The 20,840-nt window shown below is 39.4% G+C and carries 21 protein-coding genes, 1 tRNA gene and 2 riboswitches; of the genes, 6 read left to right on the top strand and 16 right to left on the bottom strand.

Annotation, left to right across the window (positions count from 1 at the left end; genetic code table 11):
• Nucleotides 1-2 precede the first annotated feature (2 nt).
• From HRJ06_RS11475 to HRJ06_RS11435, 9 genes are all read right to left on the bottom strand, one after another.
• Nucleotides 3-998 (bottom strand): NAD(P)H-dependent flavin oxidoreductase, encoded by a 996-nt coding sequence (locus HRJ06_RS11475; RefSeq protein ID WP_338421084.1) that lies wholly within the window; start codon nucleotides 996-998, stop codon nucleotides 3-5.
• A 7-nt stretch (nucleotides 999-1,005) separates the two neighbouring features.
• A complete protein-coding gene (locus tag HRJ06_RS11470) occupies nucleotides 1,006-2,154 on the bottom strand; it encodes a CaiB/BaiF CoA transferase family protein (RefSeq protein ID WP_174733153.1) in 1,149 nt (382 codons plus the stop codon).
• 127 nt (nucleotides 2,155-2,281) lie between these two features.
• The gene (locus tag HRJ06_RS11465; protein ID WP_174733060.1) at nucleotides 2,282-3,811 is read right to left on the bottom strand and encodes a class I adenylate-forming enzyme family protein; all 1,530 of its coding nucleotides are present in this window, start codon (nucleotides 3,809-3,811) and stop codon (nucleotides 2,282-2,284) included.
• 91 nt (nucleotides 3,812-3,902) lie between these two features.
• On the bottom strand, nucleotides 3,903-5,045 hold the full coding sequence (locus HRJ06_RS11460; protein ID WP_174733059.1) for an acyl-CoA dehydrogenase family protein: 1,143 nt from the start codon (nucleotides 5,043-5,045) through the stop codon (nucleotides 3,903-3,905).
• An 81-nt stretch (nucleotides 5,046-5,126) separates the two neighbouring features.
• Nucleotides 5,127-5,966 carry a crotonase/enoyl-CoA hydratase family protein gene (locus tag HRJ06_RS11455; RefSeq protein ID WP_174733058.1) on the bottom strand — a complete coding sequence of 280 codons (840 nt, stop codon included), beginning with the start codon at nucleotides 5,964-5,966 and terminating at the stop codon, nucleotides 5,127-5,129.
• A gap of 100 nt (nucleotides 5,967-6,066) precedes the next feature.
• Entirely contained in the window at nucleotides 6,067-7,278 is a 1,212-nt protein-coding gene (locus HRJ06_RS11450; protein ID WP_174733057.1) for an acyl-CoA dehydrogenase family protein, read from the bottom strand.
• Between the two features lie 36 nt (nucleotides 7,279-7,314).
• The gene (locus tag HRJ06_RS11445) at nucleotides 7,315-7,773 is read right to left on the bottom strand and encodes a hypothetical protein (protein ID WP_174733056.1); all 459 of its coding nucleotides are present in this window, start codon (nucleotides 7,771-7,773) and stop codon (nucleotides 7,315-7,317) included.
• 11 nt (nucleotides 7,774-7,784) lie between these two features.
• Entirely contained in the window at nucleotides 7,785-8,819 is a 1,035-nt protein-coding gene (locus HRJ06_RS11440; RefSeq protein ID WP_174733055.1) for a phosphotransferase family protein, read from the bottom strand.
• Between the two features lie 111 nt (nucleotides 8,820-8,930).
• Nucleotides 8,931-10,490 carry an acyl-CoA synthetase gene (locus HRJ06_RS11435; RefSeq protein ID WP_174733054.1) on the bottom strand — a complete coding sequence of 520 codons (1,560 nt, stop codon included), beginning with the start codon at nucleotides 10,488-10,490 and terminating at the stop codon, nucleotides 8,931-8,933.
• A gap of 416 nt (nucleotides 10,491-10,906) precedes the next feature.
• A riboswitch (purine riboswitch) is annotated at nucleotides 10,907-11,008 on the top strand.
• A 154-nt stretch (nucleotides 11,009-11,162) separates the two neighbouring features.
• Between HRJ06_RS11435 and HRJ06_RS11430 the strand changes: the two genes are divergently transcribed.
• The 3 genes from HRJ06_RS11430 (at nucleotide 11,163) to HRJ06_RS11420 (ending at nucleotide 14,426) form a co-directional block, all read left to right on the top strand.
• Entirely contained in the window at nucleotides 11,163-11,756 is a 594-nt protein-coding gene (locus HRJ06_RS11430) for a xanthine phosphoribosyltransferase (RefSeq protein WP_174733053.1), read from the top strand.
• Between the two features lie 24 nt (nucleotides 11,757-11,780).
• A complete protein-coding gene (locus HRJ06_RS11425) occupies nucleotides 11,781-13,313 on the top strand; it encodes an NCS2 family permease (protein WP_197969934.1) in 1,533 nt (510 codons plus the stop codon).
• Between the two features lie 297 nt (nucleotides 13,314-13,610).
• Complete coding sequence (locus tag HRJ06_RS11420; RefSeq protein WP_174733052.1) at nucleotides 13,611-14,426, top strand: alpha/beta fold hydrolase; 816 nt, start codon at nucleotides 13,611-13,613, stop codon at nucleotides 14,424-14,426.
• 276 nt (nucleotides 14,427-14,702) lie between these two features.
• On the opposite strand, the gene HRJ06_RS11415 is transcribed toward HRJ06_RS11420, so the two are convergent.
• From HRJ06_RS11415 to HRJ06_RS11400, 4 genes are all read right to left on the bottom strand, one after another.
• Nucleotides 14,703-14,873: a Fur-regulated basic protein FbpA gene (locus HRJ06_RS11415; protein WP_242035211.1), complete on the bottom strand. Its 171-nt coding sequence runs from the start codon at nucleotides 14,871-14,873 to the stop codon at nucleotides 14,703-14,705.
• A 99-nt stretch (nucleotides 14,874-14,972) separates the two neighbouring features.
• Nucleotides 14,973-15,079, bottom strand: a riboswitch (SAM riboswitch).
• A 60-nt stretch (nucleotides 15,080-15,139) separates the two neighbouring features.
• The gene (locus HRJ06_RS11410) at nucleotides 15,140-15,523 is read right to left on the bottom strand and encodes a VOC family protein (RefSeq protein WP_174733050.1); all 384 of its coding nucleotides are present in this window, start codon (nucleotides 15,521-15,523) and stop codon (nucleotides 15,140-15,142) included.
• 67 nt (nucleotides 15,524-15,590) lie between these two features.
• Nucleotides 15,591-16,424 carry an ATP-binding protein gene (locus HRJ06_RS11405; RefSeq protein ID WP_174733049.1) on the bottom strand — a complete coding sequence of 278 codons (834 nt, stop codon included), beginning with the start codon at nucleotides 16,422-16,424 and terminating at the stop codon, nucleotides 15,591-15,593.
• A 29-nt stretch (nucleotides 16,425-16,453) separates the two neighbouring features.
• Complete coding sequence (locus tag HRJ06_RS11400; protein WP_174733048.1) at nucleotides 16,454-17,974, bottom strand: replication initiator protein A; 1,521 nt, start codon at nucleotides 17,972-17,974, stop codon at nucleotides 16,454-16,456.
• 183 nt (nucleotides 17,975-18,157) lie between these two features.
• On the opposite strand from HRJ06_RS11400, the gene HRJ06_RS11395 reads away from it, so the two are divergent.
• A tRNA-Leu gene (locus HRJ06_RS11395) sits at nucleotides 18,158-18,240 on the top strand.
• Nucleotides 18,241-18,348: 108 nt separating this feature from the next.
• Here the strand turns inward: HRJ06_RS11395 and HRJ06_RS11390 are convergent.
• Both HRJ06_RS11390 and HRJ06_RS11385 read right to left on the bottom strand, forming a co-directional pair.
• A complete protein-coding gene (locus HRJ06_RS11390) occupies nucleotides 18,349-18,564 on the bottom strand; it encodes a cold-shock protein (RefSeq protein ID WP_174733047.1) in 216 nt (71 codons plus the stop codon).
• Between the two features lie 213 nt (nucleotides 18,565-18,777).
• On the bottom strand, nucleotides 18,778-18,978 hold the full coding sequence (locus HRJ06_RS11385) for a cold-shock protein (protein WP_174733046.1): 201 nt from the start codon (nucleotides 18,976-18,978) through the stop codon (nucleotides 18,778-18,780).
• 235 nt (nucleotides 18,979-19,213) lie between these two features.
• Between HRJ06_RS11385 and HRJ06_RS11380 the strand changes: the two genes are divergently transcribed.
• Together HRJ06_RS11380 and HRJ06_RS11375 are read left to right on the top strand one after the other, a co-directional pair.
• Nucleotides 19,214-19,840: a LysE family transporter gene (locus HRJ06_RS11380; protein WP_174733045.1), complete on the top strand. Its 627-nt coding sequence runs from the start codon at nucleotides 19,214-19,216 to the stop codon at nucleotides 19,838-19,840.
• Between the two features lie 147 nt (nucleotides 19,841-19,987).
• Nucleotides 19,988-20,278 (top strand): DUF6509 family protein, encoded by a 291-nt coding sequence (locus tag HRJ06_RS11375; RefSeq protein ID WP_338421082.1) that lies wholly within the window; start codon nucleotides 19,988-19,990, stop codon nucleotides 20,276-20,278.
• A 152-nt stretch (nucleotides 20,279-20,430) separates the two neighbouring features.
• Here the strand turns inward: HRJ06_RS11375 and HRJ06_RS11370 are convergent, their stop codons facing one another.
• Entirely contained in the window at nucleotides 20,431-20,826 is a 396-nt protein-coding gene (locus tag HRJ06_RS11370) for a cytosolic protein (RefSeq protein ID WP_174733043.1), read from the bottom strand.
• Nucleotides 20,827-20,840: the final 14 nt, after the last annotated feature.

Below are 20,840 nucleotides of genomic sequence, written 5' to 3'. Positions count from 1 at the left end.
ATTTATACCTTAGAATGTGGTGACATACTTTTTTGAATAAAATTGATCGACTTATTAGCTTCTGCAGCCATCTGGGCGAACAAATCTTTAATCGAGAGTATTTCTTTGATAAGGCCAACTGATTGTCCACAGGACCAAATACCCCCATTTAAGTCCCCTTCGAAATAGACTTGTTTTGCCCGCTGTCCCGTAATCAAAGGAAGCAGCTGTTCAATGGTGGCTCCTTCATTTTCAAGCCGGTCTACTTCTTTGCTTATTTCATTCAAGGCAACACGAGAAGGGCTGCCTATGTTTCGCTGAATAACTATGGTATTCGTTTCATCAGCTTCCACCATCCACTGTTTAACATTCTCGTGGATGGGGGCTTCTTCAGTCGCCATAAAACGAGTTCCCATGACGATTCCCTCAGCTCCAAAGGCTAAAGCGCTTACCAGGCCTCTCCCATCTGCATATCCTCCTCCAGCAATAACAGGAATTTTCACAGAATCTACAATTCTTGGCAGCATGACCAATGTACCAACATCACTCATTCCAGGGTGTCCACCTGTCTCATTTCCGACAATAATGACAGCATCAACCCCAAGCTTCTCTGCTGATACCGCGTACTTTACGCCTGCTACTTTATGGAGAACGATAAACCCATTTTCTTTAAGCTTTGGCATCAATTCTTTTGGACTTCTGCCGCTTGTTTCAACAATTTTGACTCCTTCATCAATTAATACATCGATAAAATCCTCGTTTGGAGTAGCCGTCTGGCTCGGAAAAAGGTTAAGGTTAACTGCAAAAGGTTTTTTTGTTAAGGACTTTACTTTATGTATTTCACTCCGAAGTCCTTCTGGGCTTACTTGTGTTTTTGAAGTAATAATCCCTAACCCGCCAGCTTCCGAAACTGCTGCAGCTAATTCAGCCCTGCCAACCTGGAACATTCCTCCGCATATAATTGGGTATTCGATTCCTAACAGCTTAGTAATTCTAGTTTTCACTGATTTCCCCCTTATCAGAAAGTTAGTTTTTTAACTGCTGGGAGTATCCTAATTCTTTTAAAATCTCCTCATTATGTTCTCCGAGACCAGGAGCCTGGCGGACAGTCTCAGCCTTTGTTCTTGATAGTTTAATAGGATTAGCTATTTGCCTGGTGATTCCAGCAGAAGGGTTATATCCTTCTTCAATCATTTTGCGGTCCTTGATTTGCGGATCATTGACCATTTCTTCAACGGTTAATACAGGAGCAACACAAGCATCAATCCCATCAAAAAGAGCTATCCATTCTTGTAATGTTTTTGTAGAGATAACAGCTTGAATCTCTTGTTTAAGTGCATTCTGCTGATCGCTAGGAGCATCGAGCTTGGAAATTATTTCTTCCTTCCCAATCACTAGGCAAAAATTCTTCCAAAACTTAAACTCCAGAGCCCCAACCGATAAATATCGCTGGTCTTTTGTTTCATATGTTTCATAACATGCTTTGGCTCCGTTTAGGACAAGTTCTCCTCTTTTTGGTGCTTGATTATCAGTTAGGAAGGCTGGGAGTATCGTCTGCATCCAGGAAACGGCTCCATCCAGCATTGAAATATCAATAAACTGGCCTTTGCCTGATTTTCTTGCTTCAATAATGGAGACCAGGATGCCAATAACAGCCATTAAGGAACCTCCGCCAATATCGCCAATCTGAACAGAAGAGCTTACAGGTTTCCTGTTTTGTTCTCCCTGCAGATCCAATAACCCGGAATAACTTAAAAAGTTTATATCATGGCCCGGCTGATCCTTATAGGGACCTGTTTGGCCAAAACTCGTAATTGCACAATAGATTAACTTAGGATTATGTTTTTTCAGCTCCTCATACCCTAAGCCTAATCGGTCCATAACCCCAGGACGAAAAGATTCGACGAGAACGTCTGCCGTCTTAACAAGTTCAAGAAAAATCCCCCTGCTTTCTTCTAATTTAAGATCAAGGCTCATACTGCGTTTATTACGATTTAAAGAATAAAACATTGCGCTGAACTCACCTGTTTTTGGCTCGGTCCATCGTGCATAATCACCCAATTTTGTATCCTCAATTTTTATCACATCAGCACCGAAGTCTGCGAGCATCAACGAACAATATGGACCCGGCAGAAGCCTTGTCAGATCCAGGACACGAATTCCCTCTAAGGGCATAGTCAAACGATCAACTCCTAAAAATATAATGGAAGGGTTTTCATAATAATATCAATCTTCGAAATATTTTACAAATTATTTATTTTTTAAACCATAATTTAAAAGACTTGAATTGAACTTAAATATGCTATTTAACAGCCGCTTCTCTGTACCGCTCTCTCAACTGATATTTTAATATCTTTCCTGAAGTGTTACGAGGAAGCTGATCTATTTCATAAAAAACCTTTGGAATTTTATACCCAGCAAGTTCTTCACGGCAAAATTGCTGCAATTCTTCATGCTTTATTTGTTTTCCTTCCTTTGGAACAATTACGGCGGCTACTGTTTCTCCCCATATTTCATGCGGAATACCGATCACGGCAGCTTCCAGTAAATCAGGATGTTTGTATAAAATGTGTTCCACTTCTGTAGAGTAAACATTTTCCCCACCTGAAATAATCATGTCTTTTTTCCTGTCAACGAGTGTGATGTAGCCTTCTTCATCAATTGTGGCAAGATCCCCTGTATGAAGCCACCCATTTTTAAGAACCTTTGCCGTTTCTTCCGGTTTTTTATAGTATCCTTTCATCATGCTTTCACATTGAATGATAAATTCTCCAACTTCTCCAGAATTAACATCTTCTCCGTTTTCATCTACTATCCTCGCATTAACTCCATAAGAAGCTCTTCCAGATGCTCCGAGTTTATGTTTATGATCCTCAGGCAGCAGCTGGACTCCCCCAGGGCCCCCCTCTGTCTGTCCGCACATATTAAAGAATTGATCTGTACTAAACAACTCCATTGCCTGTTTCAATAAGGCAGTTGGCATAGGTGCTGCTCCGTACCCGCATCGCTTAACGCTTGACAGATCGTACTGTTCACGATTTGGAACCTGCAGCAAAAAGTTATACATGGTTGGAACACCAAAGAATAAACTGATTTTATATTGATCGATATCCTTTAAGGTCTGCTGCGGATTAAATTCTTGGCGTATCACATTTGTGCAGCCAAGCATTGTTCCAGTCACTAAAAATAAGTTCAGCTGGGCACAGTGGAATAATGGAGCAAGATGCAGCAGTTGATCTTCCGTACCCATCTTAAATTCAATAATAATTCCAAGCCCAACATGCAGAACTCTGTGATGATCAAGGACTACCCCTTTTGGCAGGCCTGTTGTTCCTGATGTATACAAGATTTCAGCATCGTCCGATTCTAAAACGCCGATTTCAGGATTACTGACTAACGAGCTCTTGAATTCAGATAAAAGGACTTGATTGTCTTTTTTGTTCGAGCCTGAAATAATTTGGAGACGCAGTTTGTTTGACCCTTCTGCTGCTTTTTGAACTGTTTCTGCCAGATCCTCATCTGCAAATACTATGACTGAATCAGAATCATCCAAAATATAGCTTGTTTCTTTTGCTGTCAGCCTGAAATTAACCGGAACTGCAACTCCGCCGGCTTTCAATATTCCATAATAAACAAAGCAGAATTGATCGGAGTTTTTCATCATTAAAGCAACTTTGTCGCCTCTTTCTATGCCGTGGCTGATTAATGCGTTGGCAATTCGGTTCACCTGCTCATTGTATTCCTTATATGAATATTCTTTCTCATTAAAAATAATGGCTGTCTTTTCCTGGTTATTACGAGCATTCTTTTCTAATCCATCAAATAGATTCATAAAATCAACCTCCAATAATATTTTTTCTAAGAAAAACATAAATAAAAGGAATGTACTCATTCAGCTATATGAACTACTTAGTTAGTTAGAACTATAACCCCATATTTTTCGCAATAATGGTTTTCATAATTTCATTTGTCCCCGCATAAATCGACCCCACAGCCACATCCCGGTATCTTCTAGCAATCTCGTATTCTTCCATATATCCGTATCCGCCATGGAGCTGCATACACTCACTGGCTACATTCTTGGCAAGGTCGGTTAACCACCATTTAGCCATGGACACTTCATTAACAACATTCTTCTTTGCAATATGATCGCAAATTAACTGATCGACAAATGTTTCGCCAATTTTAATCTTTGTAGCCATTTCAGCCATCTTAAATTGGGTATTTTGAAATTTCCCTATTGGTTTACCAAACGCTGTCCGCTGTTTAACATAATCAAGGGTAAGCTCCAGCATATTTTGACAGGAAGCAATGCTCCCAATCGCCAGCATAAGACGCTCTTGCTGCAGCTTCTGCATTAAATAATAAAAGCCCATTCCTTCCTCTCCAATTAAATTTTCCTTTGGAACAATCGCGTCTTCAAAGATCAGCTCTGATGTGTCATTGGCATGCTGCCCCATCTTCCGTAATTTTTTTCCTTTCTTAAACCCAGGAGTGCCTTCTTCTACTACAATTAGGCTGATTCCTTTGTGCCTTGGGTTAGCACTCGGATTTGTACTGCATACAACGATGACAAAATTCGCAGAATAACCGTTGGTGATAAACGTTTTTTCACCATTAATAATATAATTATCACCATCACTGACAGCAGTCGTCTGAACTGCAGCAAGATCTGAGCCGGTGCCAGGTTCCGTCATCGCAATCGCTGAAATCATCTCGCCGCTAACTGCTTTTGGCAGCCATTTTTCCTTTTGTTCCTCAGAAGCAAATTCTGCAATATAAGGAATCACGATATCATTATGAAGTCCTATTCCAATCCCGGATCCTACCTTATCCAATTCTTCAGCCATCACAACTGAATAGGCAAAATCCGCATTTGATCCGCCGTACTTTTCATCTAGCCATGGACATAAGTACCCTTGTTCACCGGCTTTCTCCCAAAAAGATTTTGGAACTTGCTTTTCTTGTTCCCATTCTTCAAAATATGGAACGGCTTCCTTTTCAAGAAACTTCCTGAAAGACCTTCTAAATATTTCATGTTCTTCTGCTAAATATGATTTAGACATCTAAAAACTCCTTTTCGAATAATATTTTTTAATTCCGCTACTTCCTGTTTAACCGGGCTGCCCACGAAGTCCAAGTTTATCCTAGTCCCACCATGGGTAAAACGGCGGCATATCAGAACTGACTTTCATTGGGAAGTTTGGCTTTCTTTTTTCGAAAAAGGCCGAAATCCCTTCATGTACATCAGCTTGCTTTCCAGTCCAATGAATCATTTGCGATTCAATTTTATGAGACTCTCTAGGGTGATCAGCCCCTAGCATTTTCCATAGCAATTGACGAGACAATGCGACAGATATTGCTGATGTATTTTGCACAATTTCACTTGCAATTGTTCTGGCTCTCGGGAGGAGCTCTTCAGGAGAAACAATTTCGCTAACCAAGTCAATTTCCAATGCCTCAGGTGCCTTAAGGATTCTTCCTGTTAATACTAATTCACTTGCCCTGCTAATCCCTATCACTCTTGGCAAGAACCAGCCGCTGCATGCTTCCGGAGTAATACCGCGCCTGGAAAACACGAACCCCATTTTCGCGTTCGATGAAGCAATACGAATATCCATTGGAAGTGTCATGGTAATCCCCACGCCAACCGCGGGACCGTTAATGGCAGCAATGATCGGCTTTTTCAGTTCGAAAATCCGTAAGCTTAAGATGCCGCCTCCGTCCCGATACTCATCAGCTTCAGTCTCGCTATCTTCAAATGTGCTCGTCCCGCCACTCAAATCTGCGCCCGCACAGAACGCTTTCCCATCACCAGTTATAATAATGGCTCGAACCTCATCATTAGCATCTGCTTCATCAAATACATGAATGAGTTCATTTAACATTTTCGTATTAAAAGCATTTAAATTTTCCCGGCACAGAGTAATCGTCAAAATATGATCTTTCACATCAGTTTTTAGTGTTTCATAATGAACCTTTTGCATAAATCCATCACCTCTATTTTCAAAATGCTAATAAGCTAATTCTTAAAAATCTTGAGATTCTCCGGAAATTATTTACTTTGAGTTTTCAGGAACTATTCCTTTAGAAATTCGCAGGATCCCAGCTCTCTCCTTGTTGATAGCTTTTTAAAATGCGCCGGGCAATAGTAGAAGTATGTACTTCGTCAGGACCATCATAAAGTCGGGCGTATCTTGCCTCTCGGTACATTTTTTCCAGCGGAGTATCTGAGCTGACACCCATCGCACCATGTACCTGAATAGCACGGTCAATAACATCATGAAGAACTTTTGCTCCGAAGACTTTAATCATCGCAATATCAATACGCGCTTCCTCTCCTACATCTATTTTCTTCGCTGCTTCAAGAGTCATTAAACGGGCTGCTTGGATTTCAGTTGCAGAATCAGCAATGAATTTTTGAATCATTTGTTTATCTGACAATAACGATCCATGAGCATGTCTGTTTAATGCTCGGCTGCACATTAGATCGAAAGCCCTTTGAGCCTGCCCTAACCACCTCATACAATGATAGATTCTGCCTGGCCCCAGTCTTTTTTGAGCAATTAAAAAACCCGCTCCACGTTCACCAAGTAAGTTTTCCTTTGGCACCCTAACATTTGTTAAGCGGATTTCGCAGTGACATCCTGATGTATGCCCCATTGTTGGAATAACTCTAACAATCTCGTATCCTGGTGTATTCGTAGGGACGATTATCATAGAGGACCTTTTATGTCTGCTAGGTTCCTCAGGTTCAGTGACACAAAACATCGTTGTAAACGCTGCCAAATTAGCTCCTGTAGTAAACCATTTATGAGCGTTAATAACCCATTCGTCTCCATCTAAGTAAGCCATAGATTGGATTAGCGTAGGGTCAGATCCAGCAACATTCGGTTCAGTTAACCCTACTGATGGACTAATCTCGCCATTAACCATCGGATATAACCATGTTTCCTTTTGTTCTTTTGTTCCAAAAAGGTTCAGCATTGCTCCATCTTGGGCTGTATGAGTGCCAAGAACAGACATTGCTGCTTCAGAACGGCCAACAACCTCATTTACATAGACGTAATCCATAAATTTCAGACCTCCGCCGCCTATATCTTTAGGGAGGCCCAGAGCCCAAATTCCTTCTTGTTTTGCCTGTGCTTGCAACTCTTTAAGTATTCGCCGCCCATCATCATCTCTTTCTTCAAGAACACTCTCAACAGGAATCACTTTTTCATCAATAAACTTACGGACCTTCTGCCGCAGATTAACAACTTCTTCACTTATGCCAAATTTTTGTTCTATATCATTCATAAATACCAATCCCCTCCTGTTTAAATAGTTTACTAATTAACGAACAAGTGCGATTTCAATGTTTAACTGCTCCCTTATCTGTTTTCTTAAAGGAGCTATATACTTCTGTTCAATCGTTGGATTGTTCAAACTTTCTTTGTATAAAAAATAAAGGAGCTGACATTGCAAATCATTGTAGTTTTTCCACTTTTCCGTAACACCCTCAATGATTTCTGTTTGCTTTATTGCTTCTTCAAGCTGATCAGCCCAGACAGCATCTCTGAAAACGTTAGGATTTTTCTTTATTTGACCAGCATAATCTAGTAATGTTCGCTCCATCAGATTGATTATCTGTTCTTTTGGTTTGGTATTTTCACTGGTATTCTTTTCTAAGTTCTTTAATACAGAGATAAGGGCTATTGCCTGTTCCTTTGCAACACCATCCGTAAGATTTGGAATGATTACATCTTTCAAAACCTGATTAGCAGTTTTAACGGTAAACGCCTTATCGTACATTGGAAACCTCCCTAATAACCTAATAAATCAGCTACCATGCTCCGCATCAACGGCCACCTGTAGCCTTGCCTTGCCATTCGAAGATCATTTGTCTGAGACTTTGCAAAAGCTGTTCCGGCTGACTGGGAAATCAAAACAAACCGAACTTGATGAAAAACCTCATAATAATGGAGTATATCTTCTTCTATTTTTAATCCTGTTAACTCACTATAAGTCTTGATAAACATTTGTTTTTCCAATAAATAACACATAAGTGGAGAATCCATTCGATTCGACTTTGCACAAACATAAGCAACATCCGCCATAGGATCACCAATTTCAGCTGCTTCCCAGTCTAGTATTCCTGTGATTTCATTTCTGTTGTATAAAAGATTACCTGTCCGATAATCATTATGTATGATGGAATACTTCTGGGCTGCAGGCTTGTTTAATTTTAGCCATTCCAGTGCATCTGCCATTACAGGATCTGGACTGATTTGGTAATGAAGATACATAGCTTCAAGGTTCTTTAACTTATTGTCTATATATCCATATTTTCCGCCCGGTTCGTCAAAGTCATCTGGGAAACCAGACTGTTTATAGTCATGAAGATGCAGCTTTGCTAAGTATTGTATAAATTGTAAGGGGATGTGTCCTTCAGCATGTGCACGCTCAAAAAATTTCTGACCTTCTTTAGACCAAGGAACATAACTATCGCCTTGTATTCTATCCATGACAAAAAATGGGCTTCCTAAAATAGAGTCTTCACCTTCATACCAATGCACAGCAGGAACAGGTATATCACAATTCTTACTTAAGCGATCCAGAAACTTAAATTGCTGGTGAAAATTTTTCCCTTCGCTCATTAAACCGCCTTTATTTTGTTTGCGAATTGCAAATCCTTTTTCATGACTCCCACCCAAAGTATCCCAGCAGACCGTAAAGATAAAGGATTCATCTGACCAGCCAGCAGACGGTTGGTAAAAATCTCGAATCTCTAGATTTTTTGACCCAACGAGCTTTTCCATAAAGTACGCTTCCAAGACCTGTATAACTTCTTCTGCCATAATCCCCGCCTCCTTTATCATGTATCCTCCTATTGGTCTTTTGCGTTAAATCAAGGAGATAGCTATCGGTGGGGCCGATTAACGTCCCCACCTTTTAATAACGGAACTCTCTTAATTGACTTTTACTTCGTTATCCCTAAGGACACGCTTTAATATTTTCCCAGAAGGGTTTCTTGGCAATTCATCAAGAAACTCAACGATTTTCGGTTTCTTATAGGAGGCTAAATGGGTAAGGCAATGTTGTATTACTTCCTGCTCTGATAGAATTTTGTCCTTTTTAAGTACAATGAAGGCCTTGACGCTTTCTCCCCACTCTTGATCAGGAATGCCAACAACTGCAGCTTCTAGTATTGCATCATGTTTATGAAGAGCCGCTTCTACTTCTGCCGGATAGATATTTTCTCCACCGCTTATGATCATATCTTTTCGTCTGTCAACGACATAAATAAAGCCTTCATCATCCTGACGAACTAAATCTCCACTATGAAACCATCCACCCTGAAAAGCTTCTTCTGTTGCTTCAGGGTTCTTATAATATTCTTTCATTACTGTGGGTCCTCGATAGACAATTTCCCCTATTTCACCTATCGGAACATCATTCATATTTTCATCTACGATTCTCGCCTCTACATTAAGTACAGGTTTTCCTACAGAATTTGCTTTTCGGATATTGTCCTGGGGCAGCAAACAAGTTGTAGTCGGGCTCATTTCCGTTTGTCCAAAAGCATCAAATAACCCTGCATTTGGAAAATACTGCATCAGTTTTTCCTTTATGCCGACTGGACATATAGCTGCACCGGTCGAACATCTTTTTACAGAGCTAAGGTCATAATCCCCGATATTAGGAACTTGTAAGATGAAATTCCACATCGCCGGAACCATAAATAGACCATTTAGTTGCTCTTCTTGTATCGCATTTAAGACTCCAACAGGATTAAACTCTCGATGAATAACAGTTAGACCTCCAACAGAACAACTGATAAGGAGATTTCCTACACCCGCTATATGAAATAATGGAGTGACGATCAATTGTTTTGATCCTGATTCTATTTTTGAATCAACAACACTATTGAGAGCACTAAGCAGAACATTTTTATGTGTAAGAACAGCTCCCTTTGGTTTCCCTGTCGTGCCCGATGTATAACAAATCATGCACGGATCATTCTCTTGAACGAGATTATCTATAGGTTTGTACTCACTGTTTGATTGAAAAATAGCTTCATAAGGAATCATATCTAAAGCATTTACTTTGCCTACAACAACCACTAGCTCAACATTTGGGATCTGATGCCTGATTGATTGAATAGTTTCCTGGTATTCTTCTTCTATAAATAATATCTTTGTGTCGGACTGGTTAATGATATAACTATATTCTTCAGGAGCTAGCCGAAAGTTAATCGGAACGCTTACATACCCGGCTGCCGCTGTACCAAACATTACTTCAACGAACTCTAGGTTGTTTTTAAAAATCATCCCTGCCTTGTCACCGATTTTTAGACCCTGGTCTTGTAGCCAGCCTGCTAGGTGAAGCGTTCTTTTTTCAAGTTCAAGATAAGTGATTTTCTTATTTTCATAAATAAATGCCAATTGGTTTGGTGTTTTATGTGCAGCCCTTCTAATCAATTCCCCTACTAATAACTGACGTGACATTTGTAAACTTGAACTTGTCATATCCTCACTCCTTTTAATTTATAGGTGGGCGAACTTTTTAGGTAGCCTCAGCCCTTTTCCTAATCTATTTCTATGAAGAATGGCAAACAAACATACCTCATATGAAAGCCCTTTCATTTTTGCGTTTTTACCTACAGCAAGAGTCAGTATAAAAGATTTAATTATGCGAAGAATGACAAATCAATGTTTTTTATTAATTCTAAAATTTCTGTTAATTATAATTATATATCTCTTTATGTTTTTTGTCTACCCGGAATTTAAAAACTGACTTTCGATTAGAATTCTGAAAATTCACCCTTAAAAGATTTACAGACAATTTTGAAAGGGTTTTCATTATTATTTACCTATATTTGTTCGTGATTTCATAGTTTTTTGTTCCAATTATGCTAATAATCATTTATAATCACATCTATACACAAACAATTTCATAAAAAACTCGTATAATAGTGGGGATATGGCCCACAAGTTTCTACCAGGTTACCGTAAATAACTTGACTACGAGTGATACTCTAGCATTGTGCCATGGGACCATTCTTTTTTTACTTTTGGTACATGGGCTTTAATTTTGCATTCTTTAATTAAACCCGGATGTCAGAGCGTCACTTTAGTCAAAAGTGGTGCTTTGGGATTCGGGTTTTTTATGTTAAATTCCAGTCTGCAGGAGGAAGCAAATTGAAATCATTGGAACAAGCGATAAAAAAAAGAGGGACTGTTTTGTCAGACGGCGTACTGAAAGTGGATAGTTTTTTGAATCATCAAATCGATACAGAATTGATGTTTTCAATTGGGAAGGAATTTGCAAATCGCTTTCAGACTGACAAGATTACTAGAATCCTAACGATTGAGACTTCAGGAATTGCACCAAGTTTTATTACAGCCCATGAACTCAGGGTTCCACTCGTCTTTGCCCGTAAAAAGAAGTCTTTAACGATGACAAGCAATGTGTATTCAAGCAGTGTTCACTCGTTTACTAAAGGAGAGACAAATCAGATCACCGTTTCAAAGGAATTCCTTTGTGCAGATGACCGAGTCCTAATCATTGACGACTTTCTAGCAAATGGGCAGGCGGCCTTTGGTTTAGTTGAAATTGTTGAACAATCAGGCGCATCTGTTGCGGGAATAGGGATAGTCATTGAGAAGTCCTTCCAGCCGGGAAGGGATAAACTTGAAGAAGCAGGTTATCGAGTTGAGTCATTAGCCCGGATTCAATCTTTAAAGAATGGAAGTATAACCTTTTTGCCTGAACCTGTTTTACTAACGAACTAAATAACTAAGAAAAGAGGAACTATAATGAATAAAGCAATCAACTATCCTTGGTATAAAAAAGAAGATACAGATGCATTTTTTGCTCTATTTCAGAATAATTTGGCTAACTTTGTTATTATCGCTGTTACTATGCTTGGGATGGGATTCCCTGCTAGTATTGTCTTTGGAAAGGTTATTCCTGGGGCTGCAGTAGCTGTTATGGCTGGAAACTTATATTATGCTTACATGGCTAATCGACTTGCAAAAAAAGAGGGCCGTACAGATGTTACAGCCTTAGCTTATGGAATTAGTACTCCGGTTATGTTCGTATTTCTGTTTGGAGTGCTTGCACCCGCATATGCCTTAACTAGCAATCATGAACTAGCCTGGAAAATTGCCATTGCAGCTGCATTTTTAAGTGGGTTGATTGAGGCACTAGTTAGTGTATCAGGCAACTGGGTTCGAGATCACCTTCCTCGCGCAGCGATGCTTGGGGCTTTGGCTGGGGTTGCATTAACCTTCATTGCTGGTGAAATGCTATTTAATACTTTTTCAATTCCAGTTGTCGGCCTAGTTTCCCTCATCATTATCATTGTTGGGGTAGTTGGGAAAATGGCCATGCCATTTAAAATTCCTGCATCACTTTTCGCAGTATTAATTGGTACTATTTTAGCTTTCGCACTGGGTTACCAGTCTCCTGGAAAAATTTCTGAGGGTTTGGCTCATGTTGGATTTTATCCAATTCTCCCCACTCTTGCTGCTTTTGATGGAATGACTTATTTATTTGGAAGTTTGGTTGGCTTGCTAGCCATTATTTTACCCATCACAATCTACAACGCTATTGAAACGATGAATAACGTTGATGCAATGGCAGCTGCCGGAGATTCATATGATGTCCGTGAATCACAAGCTGTCGATGGAGTCGGAACTATGCTTGGCGCCCTATTCGGCGGACTTTTCCCAACTACTGTTTACATTGCGGCTGTAGGTTCTAAAGCAATGGGAGCTGGACGTGGGTATAGTATCTTAAACGCAATTGTGTTTGGCATTGCTGCCATGACTGGAGTCATCGCCGCGCTATCTGCAATTATCCCGCTTGCTGCCGTTGCCCCGATCTTAGTATTTGTTGGAATCTCTATGGTTGCTACAGCATTCCACTCTAATGAAACAAAGTATTTTCCGGCAGTAGCTCTTGCTATGCTTCCATATTTCGCAAACTACATCATGACTCGATTTAACAATTCCGCTGGAGAAGTTGTTGGAAATATTTCTGCTGGTATCGTCCCTCTAGGCCAAGGTGCCATGTTTACAGGAATTATATTGGGAGCGATTACCGTCGGGATCATCGATAAACAGTACGGAAAAGCCAGCCTTTTCTCTTTAATCGGCGCGTTCTTATCTTTCACTGGATTCATGCATGCGCCTAAATTGGCGATCAATGCTGCTCCTGACTTCGTCGCTGGTTACATTTTAGTCTCCGTCTTTTTAGTTTACTGTGCTTACCAGCAAGCATCGAGTACAGTAAAGGAAAGCAGCCTTCATGCAGCCCACTCCCAGGTGGCGTCCACACGCAATTAAATAATAGTTGATAGAGCCCCTTAACCGTATTGGCCTTACATGATACGCGGGGCTTTTTTAATTGCTTATGGGATATGCAACTGAATCTGTCAACTCTTTAAATTCTGAAATGGTTCCGCAAGTCAGGAGCCATTTCTCGCTATCCGCGCGTTTTTCGTTATGTAAGCAGCTGCTTCTCTTATACAAAACTTTGAGACTCGCTTTTAGTAATGCCTGGTATCTATATAAAAGTGTAACGGTTTAGTCCTTAAAACATGTATACTAGTATTGTATGTTTATAGAGAATGAGGTGCATCTATGCTATATCATCAAGTTTATATGAATAATGAAAGCAACGAATGGCTTGTATTGCTGCATGGTTTGGGCGGCAACTCAAAAATATGGTATAAACAAAAAAGAGAGTTAACCGATAAATTTAATGTTATCTTTGTTGATTTGCATGGCCATGGCAATTCTAAGTGGGCGATTTCAGAATTTAAAAATCATACTTTCAAAGAAATCGCCAACGATGTAGTGAAAATTCTTGATGCTAATGGAATTGATAAAGCTGCTTTTATGGGGGTCTCATTAGGTACCGCTGTAGCCCGCGCTATCACCCTTGTCGCACCTGAAAGGGTACATTTCCTTGTGCTTGCCGGAGCAATAGTGAAATTTAACCTAAGATCCTCCTTATTGATTCACCTTGGACATGCTTTAAAGGGGATCATGCCCTATATGAATTTATATAAGCTATTTGCATGGATTATGATGCCTAAACAGAACCATAAAAGCTCGCGATTGATTTTCGTACGGGAAGCAGCTAAGCTTGGACAGGAAGAATTTCTTTTTTGGTTCGGTTTATCCAAGCAACTAGGGGTTTTATATTCTCAGCTGAAATTAAAGAACCTCTCTATCCCAACCAAATATATCATGGGCAGTGAGGACCATATGTTTATTGAAGCAGCCAGGCAGGAGGCTTCCTTTTGCAGCAAAGCACTTATCACAATCATTGGAAAAAGCGGCCACTTATGCAACCTTGAAAAAGCCAAGGAATTTAATTCAGTTGCTGTTCAATATATCGAAACACAATTCAAAACCCTTCGAGGCGAAGCCCTCTCTTTTTCGAAAGAGTAGGCTTTTCGCCTTTTTTGATTCGTAAACTTTGTTACTATTCAAACTATAGCAGTCGTTGATTTCCATTCAGGTTGCCCGCTGTCTACGGGGCGGACGGTGGTATACCTCTTCCTTCTTGCATCTGCGTCTGTGGAGTCTTACTGCCCCTCTGCAATGTTTATACATCTCAAGCTAACCCACGGACTCCTCAAAAATGCTAATGCTTTTCTGAGGTGTCTCCTGCGTTCCGTTTCGATCATCTTCTAAAGCAACAATATTTTAGAAATCATCTTTTGATTAAGTGCAACTATTCATGTGTTCCCCTAAACTATCCTTTCCCTTAACTCTATTATATTCAGCCTCCAGTTCATATAACGATAGTTCAAACAGCTGCAGGTTTCTTTTTTTATAGATACCTAATTCTAAAAGCTCAGAAATAATAACATCCTTTCTATTTAGATCCTCCATTTTTCTCTCTCCTTGAAAACTCATTTTTAAAACACAAAAAGCCTCCTCTTATCGTTTAATTCCATACAATAAGAAGAGGCTGTACATTTTAGTTGACCCTTCTTATCTTCCAAGCGCAGTCGGCTTGCTGGAATTGGCACAGTGCTCTTTAGAGTCTGCTGCCGAGGTTTCGCAGGGCCAAGTCCCTCCACCTCTCTTGATAAGAAACATATTTTATTAGCTTAAATATAATTCACTTCCTAGATATTGTCAAACGCCAGAATGACTTATCGTTGGAAAAATTCAATCCATTCACCTTCTGGGCCATGAAAAAAGAAATAGCGATATCCATTTGGCAGAATCGTGATTTCGGAGTCAATTAAAGTAACCTCAAGGCTTTTAATCCGTTCAAACTCGGTTTCAATATCTTCTACAGTAAATGCTATGTGATGGACCCTGCCTTCCGCCGGCAAATCTCCATTATATCCTTGAATTAATTCAAGTTCAGTCTCCTCTGACCCATTAAACCCTAAAAAAGCCAGCTGAATCTCACCATTTGTATGAGGGACACGATCTTTTAACTCCATTCCGACTATATTTTGATAAAACTTGATTGATGTTTCGATATCTCTGACCATTATTCCGACATGATCCAATTTAACTCTCGCCATAATTAATCACTCTCCTATGAAAAGCTTATGGAATAAGTAAAAGGCACTCATCAAGAGTGCCGAATCTCTATGTGTTTTCTGGTTTATTGTTCATCAGCTGTTCAAGCAGTTTTTTCTTTCGGTAGCTTGTTTTTAGCTCGATTTCAATACAGTCTTCAACTTCAATTCTGTCCAGGATTCGGTCAGAAATCCGGCGTGAGTATGTTTTATCCAGTTCAAGCGGGCTAAGATTAGATGTGAATATTGTATTTCTTCCCATACGACTGTTCAGAATAGAAAACAGTTTCTCCTGGACCCACTGGCTATTATGCTCAGCACCTAAATCATCAATGACCAGCAAGTCTACTTCCTGGAGTACCTTGAAAAACTCCCCTTCAGTTTCTTCACTGTTTTTGGACCACGTGTCTTTTATAATCCTCATAATTTTGTCCATCTCCAAATAGATCGACGTAAACCCTTTTTCTTTAATTTCTTTGTGAATGCTGATGGCCAAGTGGCTTTTCCCAACCCCGACATCACCAAAAAAATACAGTTTTTTGCCATTGTTAGGAACGAATCTCTCAATATAATTAATGGCTTTCTGTAATGCCTTCATCTGGGAACGATCCTCAGAGTACTGAAAATCATTTAAGCTAGCATGTTCTAGATCCGGATTTTGGGTTGTATAGCGGTCAAATTGCTCGACCTTAAGTTCTACCTGTCGCTTTTTAGTTGCCGTTGCAACCTCACAAAGACATTCAGTCCATTGCTGATGTACTGTACTTTCTCCATCTTTGTTAATCTTTGTCGTTTCCCTCAGTTCGAGCATTTGATTGTTGTGAGGGCACATTTTCGTTTCTACTACTCGTTGGCTAAATCTAGTTCCGCCACCCTGGCTTAATAAATCTTTAAAGCTTTTCATAAAATGCTCACCCTTATAAGTTCTAAAATCTATTTGTTTCTTAAACCAGCTAGTTTTTCTTTAAGAGCCTTAGCCTGTCTTCTATACTCGTCTTGTTCTTCTGCGGACATTTTTTCAATGGCACCTTTAGTATCTTTTAAATTAACTATTTTTTCAACCCAATTACTCTCCGGGTGATCTGTTGAATCATCTGGCACTTCCAATACAGGTACTTGTTTTTGACCCTTAGTTTGCAAATCACTTTGGATATATTGAATGGCTTTGCTGAAATAAGATGCAATGCTATATATTTTATCAGCCATGAATAAGCGTCTGAAAGCCATCTGGAAAACTTCGTCAGGAAGATCTGAACTTCCCCTTTCCTGATAAACCGTGTTAACTGCTCTAAAGTTATTCATTACTAGCGCATAACGCTCTGGGAAATAGCTGTCTGCCTTTTTCATCTGCTCGTATACAAAGCTTTTTAAGTGGTCTGGCAGCGCAAATAGCTTTTCTGTAATTTGCCTGATTAAAATTTGGTCTTTGTAAAAAAGCCCTTCATTTTCAATTATAGTTTTGAAAAACTTTGTAAAGTCTGGAAGTTCATTAAGATCCTTGCTGTAATCATACGCCTCAAGGGCTTCGTCGAGCAAGAGATTAAAACGGTCTTTATTAAGCTTAAACTCATTTTTCAGGGTTAGCATAAGCGGAAGGTTGAACAAGTTATTTTCCCTCAAATAGGTCATCTTATCGAAGTGCTTATACAGTATGAGAATGCTGTCATCCGCAAGTAAGGTTCGTTCGGAACCACTTAGATAACTTTCCATAAATTTTAACGCTTTTTCATAAGAATCATCGGATTCGCTATTAGAGAGCTCTCCTTCTGGCTGATGGTCAGGGGAATTGTGTTTCTGCTGTGCAGAATGAGAGCGGCTAAGGCCAGCAGGTTTGTCAATGATCATCTGGTAGATCTTTTTAATTTGCTGATAGGTTATCTCCTGGACAGAATTTCCCACTATACACCGGTTGTACAATTCGTTTATCAGCGTCTCATCCTGTAACTTCTGATCTAGGATAAACTTTTTGAGTAAATGGCTGTTTGCCTTTTGAATAGTTTCTGGCTGTTGACTCAGCGTACTACTATGAGTTGATATACTATTTTCCATTTTTCGAAAGTACTCTTCGCGTTTCTTTTCAATCTCAAGGGCATCTTTTTCGTCCTCATACGGTTTTAAAAGAAAATATTTACTTGATCCGCTTTCACTTGGCTCACTAGCCTCTATCAGATTAAAATGAATCAGTTCTTTTAGCGAATCTAAAGGAGAAATGATTTCTTCCCTTCTATATAATTCAAGCAGCCGTAAAGGCTCAAGTATAAAAACCCTGCCTGTTTCGGGTTCTGACCAGCCTTTTTGCGAACATAACTTCTGAAGATCGAACAAAAGGGACCAAAATATGATCGCTTCAAAGGAAAGCCCTTTATAGTTATGATTCGTCATCAAGCATTTTGGAAAAAAGAAATACTCTTCGTTCCGTAAATCTTTAGCAAAGAAGTAATTATCAGACTGCACCAAACCCCCGCCTTTCCTTGCTTTTGCCAGGATCAACTGGCAGCATATCTGTTAGGCCTTTTAAGGACCTTAAAAGATTATACCGTACTTTCCAAAACACTTAAATGATGAACTATAGGCTTGTCAAAATTTTCCGTGCCAACTGATTTTCTCTATGATATATTATTTTATATCGCATCATATGCGGATGTGGCGGAATGGCAGACGCGCTAGATTCAGGTTCTAGTGGTAGCAATACCGTGGAGGTTCGACTCCTCTCATCCGCATCAAACAAAAGGGCAATCTACACTGAGTAGATTGCTTTTTTGTTTGATGCAAAAAAAACAGCGAAAAAACAGAAAAGACACTAGTTTGTATAGTGTCTTCTGTTCAAGCTATTCTGCTTTAGCATTCAGCTTCTGGCTATGATTATTGACGACTTCTAAAGTTCTAACTTCCTGTTCCATCTCGCTGTGGCAGATTGGGCACTTAGGAACCTCACTGCTCTTAAAATTATCGCGAACCCAGCAGTTGCAATCTTCCGAGCTGCAAGCCCAAACTTTCGTTTCCGCCGTGATTATTTCTTCTGGATTTTTTCTTCCAAATGCCATATTCTCACGCTCCTGTTTAATGATCGCTCTCGGCTTACAAGTAATTGTCAATTTAGAAAAAGAAAATAAGTCCATACAAAAAAAATTCATTTATTATAAAAAGCCCTCAATGTTAACTCTTTATAATAAATGAATATAAATTCTAAATCAACATCTTTTTTTATAATAGCATGCTTTTGTTTTTCTGTCAAAAGTTAGAAACAATTCAGAAGTTTATGCTTTTGAAACATTAACAGCTTGTGGACCACGCTGACCTTCTTCAATATCAAAGGTAACTTCTTGGCCTTCATCCAGACTCTTAAATCCTTCTCCTTGAATGGCTGAAAAATGCACAAACAAGTCTTCTCCATCTTCTCTTTCGATAAATCCAAAACCTTTTTCGGAATTAAACCATTTTACTTTACCAGTAGCCATATCTTTCCTCCTGAAAATTACTAATGTTAGAACGAATAACGTTCTAGAATAGTATGCACATATTTACGAGGTTCATTCGTAAAATAACATTTTTTTATTGAACGTTATCTCCTCCAATTGGTAATAACCTAATTCCTCGATAGAAATAATCCATTTTTAAGTGGTACAAGCATAATGAACTGAATACATATAGTACAAGCAGGACTACACGATATGTTAGATGGAGGGTATAATATTGAGTGCATTTTTTAGCTATGTATTTCTGGGATTATCACTCGCGGCCCCAATTGGACCAGTAAATGCCGCCCAAATGAACAAAGGAATAAAAAGCGGCTTTTTTCATGCCTGGCTTTTAGGATTAGGTGCTGTTACAGCTGATATTATTTATATGGTGGCTGTCTACATGGGAGTAGTCCACTTTCTTGAAGTGCCTTTTATGAAGTCCTTCCTCTGGCTGTTTGGCTGTTTTGTTCTTATATACACCGGAATTGAAAGCATGGCAAACGCTGGAAAACTCGTTTTAGAAAAGGAACGCGGTGGAGATTCTAAATTCAAATCTTTTCTATCAGGATTCTTGCTTTCCATTTCTAACCCCTTAACCATTTTATTTTGGCTAGGGATCTATGGTTCCATTCTTGCTAAAACAGCCGCTTCCTTTGGTACGAGTGAATTGGTCTTTTACAGTTTTTCCGTTATCCTAGGAGTGCTTATCTGGGATATAACAATGGCCAGCATCGCAAGCGGATTCCGCAAATTCTTAACAACCAAGATCCTTACCATTATTTCAATTTTTTCTGGTTTATCTCTAATTGGTTTTGGCCTGTACTTTGGTTATGAAGCAGCTAAACTCTTGTTTGGCTGAAAACAGGCAAAACACATTAGGATCATAGGGTTTTTGGCCAGGCTAAAAGACAAATAAAGCGCAGAGTATGAGCCATCAAAGTCTTTTTTGATTGATAAAGAACTTTTCGTTATATAATATTATAAGTGAATGTACGGAAGGGAGGTCATGGATTTGGAAATAACAGGATATGAGGTAGAGAGCCTGGAAGACCCATTTGGGCTGTTAGCTGGAGAACGCTACGAATACTTATTAAACATAGAAGTGGACGAGGAAGATGAATTATACAGAGAACAAGGTCTTTCTTTAAGAGTGATTTACAGAAATGAAAATGGTGATGGAACTATTTTGCAATATCATTTTATAGACAGGGCAAGCGGAAAAGTGATTGATTTTGCCCTTGAAGAAGACGAAGAAACTCAAGTAATTTCTTATTGCAAGCAGCATTTGCCAGAATAAGAATGAAAGTGCAAGCAAGCGTTGGCGACTAATGGGACTTGAGCGGACGAAAGGGTGCAGAATGCAGGACAACACATTCAGTTATCCCTACTTGGACCTTTTATAATTCCCCATCCCATAAGAAAAGAGCAGGCATCTCTCCTGCTCTTTTTCTATTCTGATATGGTTTTTCCTTCTTCAACAATATGATACATAAGGTGGGCAAGATGTTGTATCGGCCCATAAACTTCCTCATCCTCATTTGTTTCCTCATTGAATTCAAAGTCATTCAGATACAATGCCATAAACTCGTAAAATTCCTTTAATTCGAAACCATAACACGCCGTAGCTTCCTCAGAGTCCTCTTCAAGCTGAAAGACTAAGTGCGAAGCATTTCCTTCTTTATCGACACAATCAAAAAAAACAAAGAAGCCGATATTGGTATCAAGTTCAAATAAATGTCTTGTGCCTCCTTCACTTGCCTTTTCATAGTCTTGCTCATTTAATTTATGAACGGTGATTTCATCTAGTTGATCTTGTTCATGGAATGAAACTGTGAACTTTTTCATGATTTGCTCCTTTG

Origin of the sequence: Mesobacillus harenae (assembly GCF_013343715.1) — a bacterium.
In the GTDB taxonomy this organism is placed as follows: domain Bacteria; phylum Bacillota; class Bacilli; order Bacillales; family Cytobacillaceae; genus Mesobacillus_A; species Mesobacillus_A harenae.
Note: the sequence above shows the minus strand (reverse complement) of the source record. Positions and strands in the feature narration are given on the sequence as shown.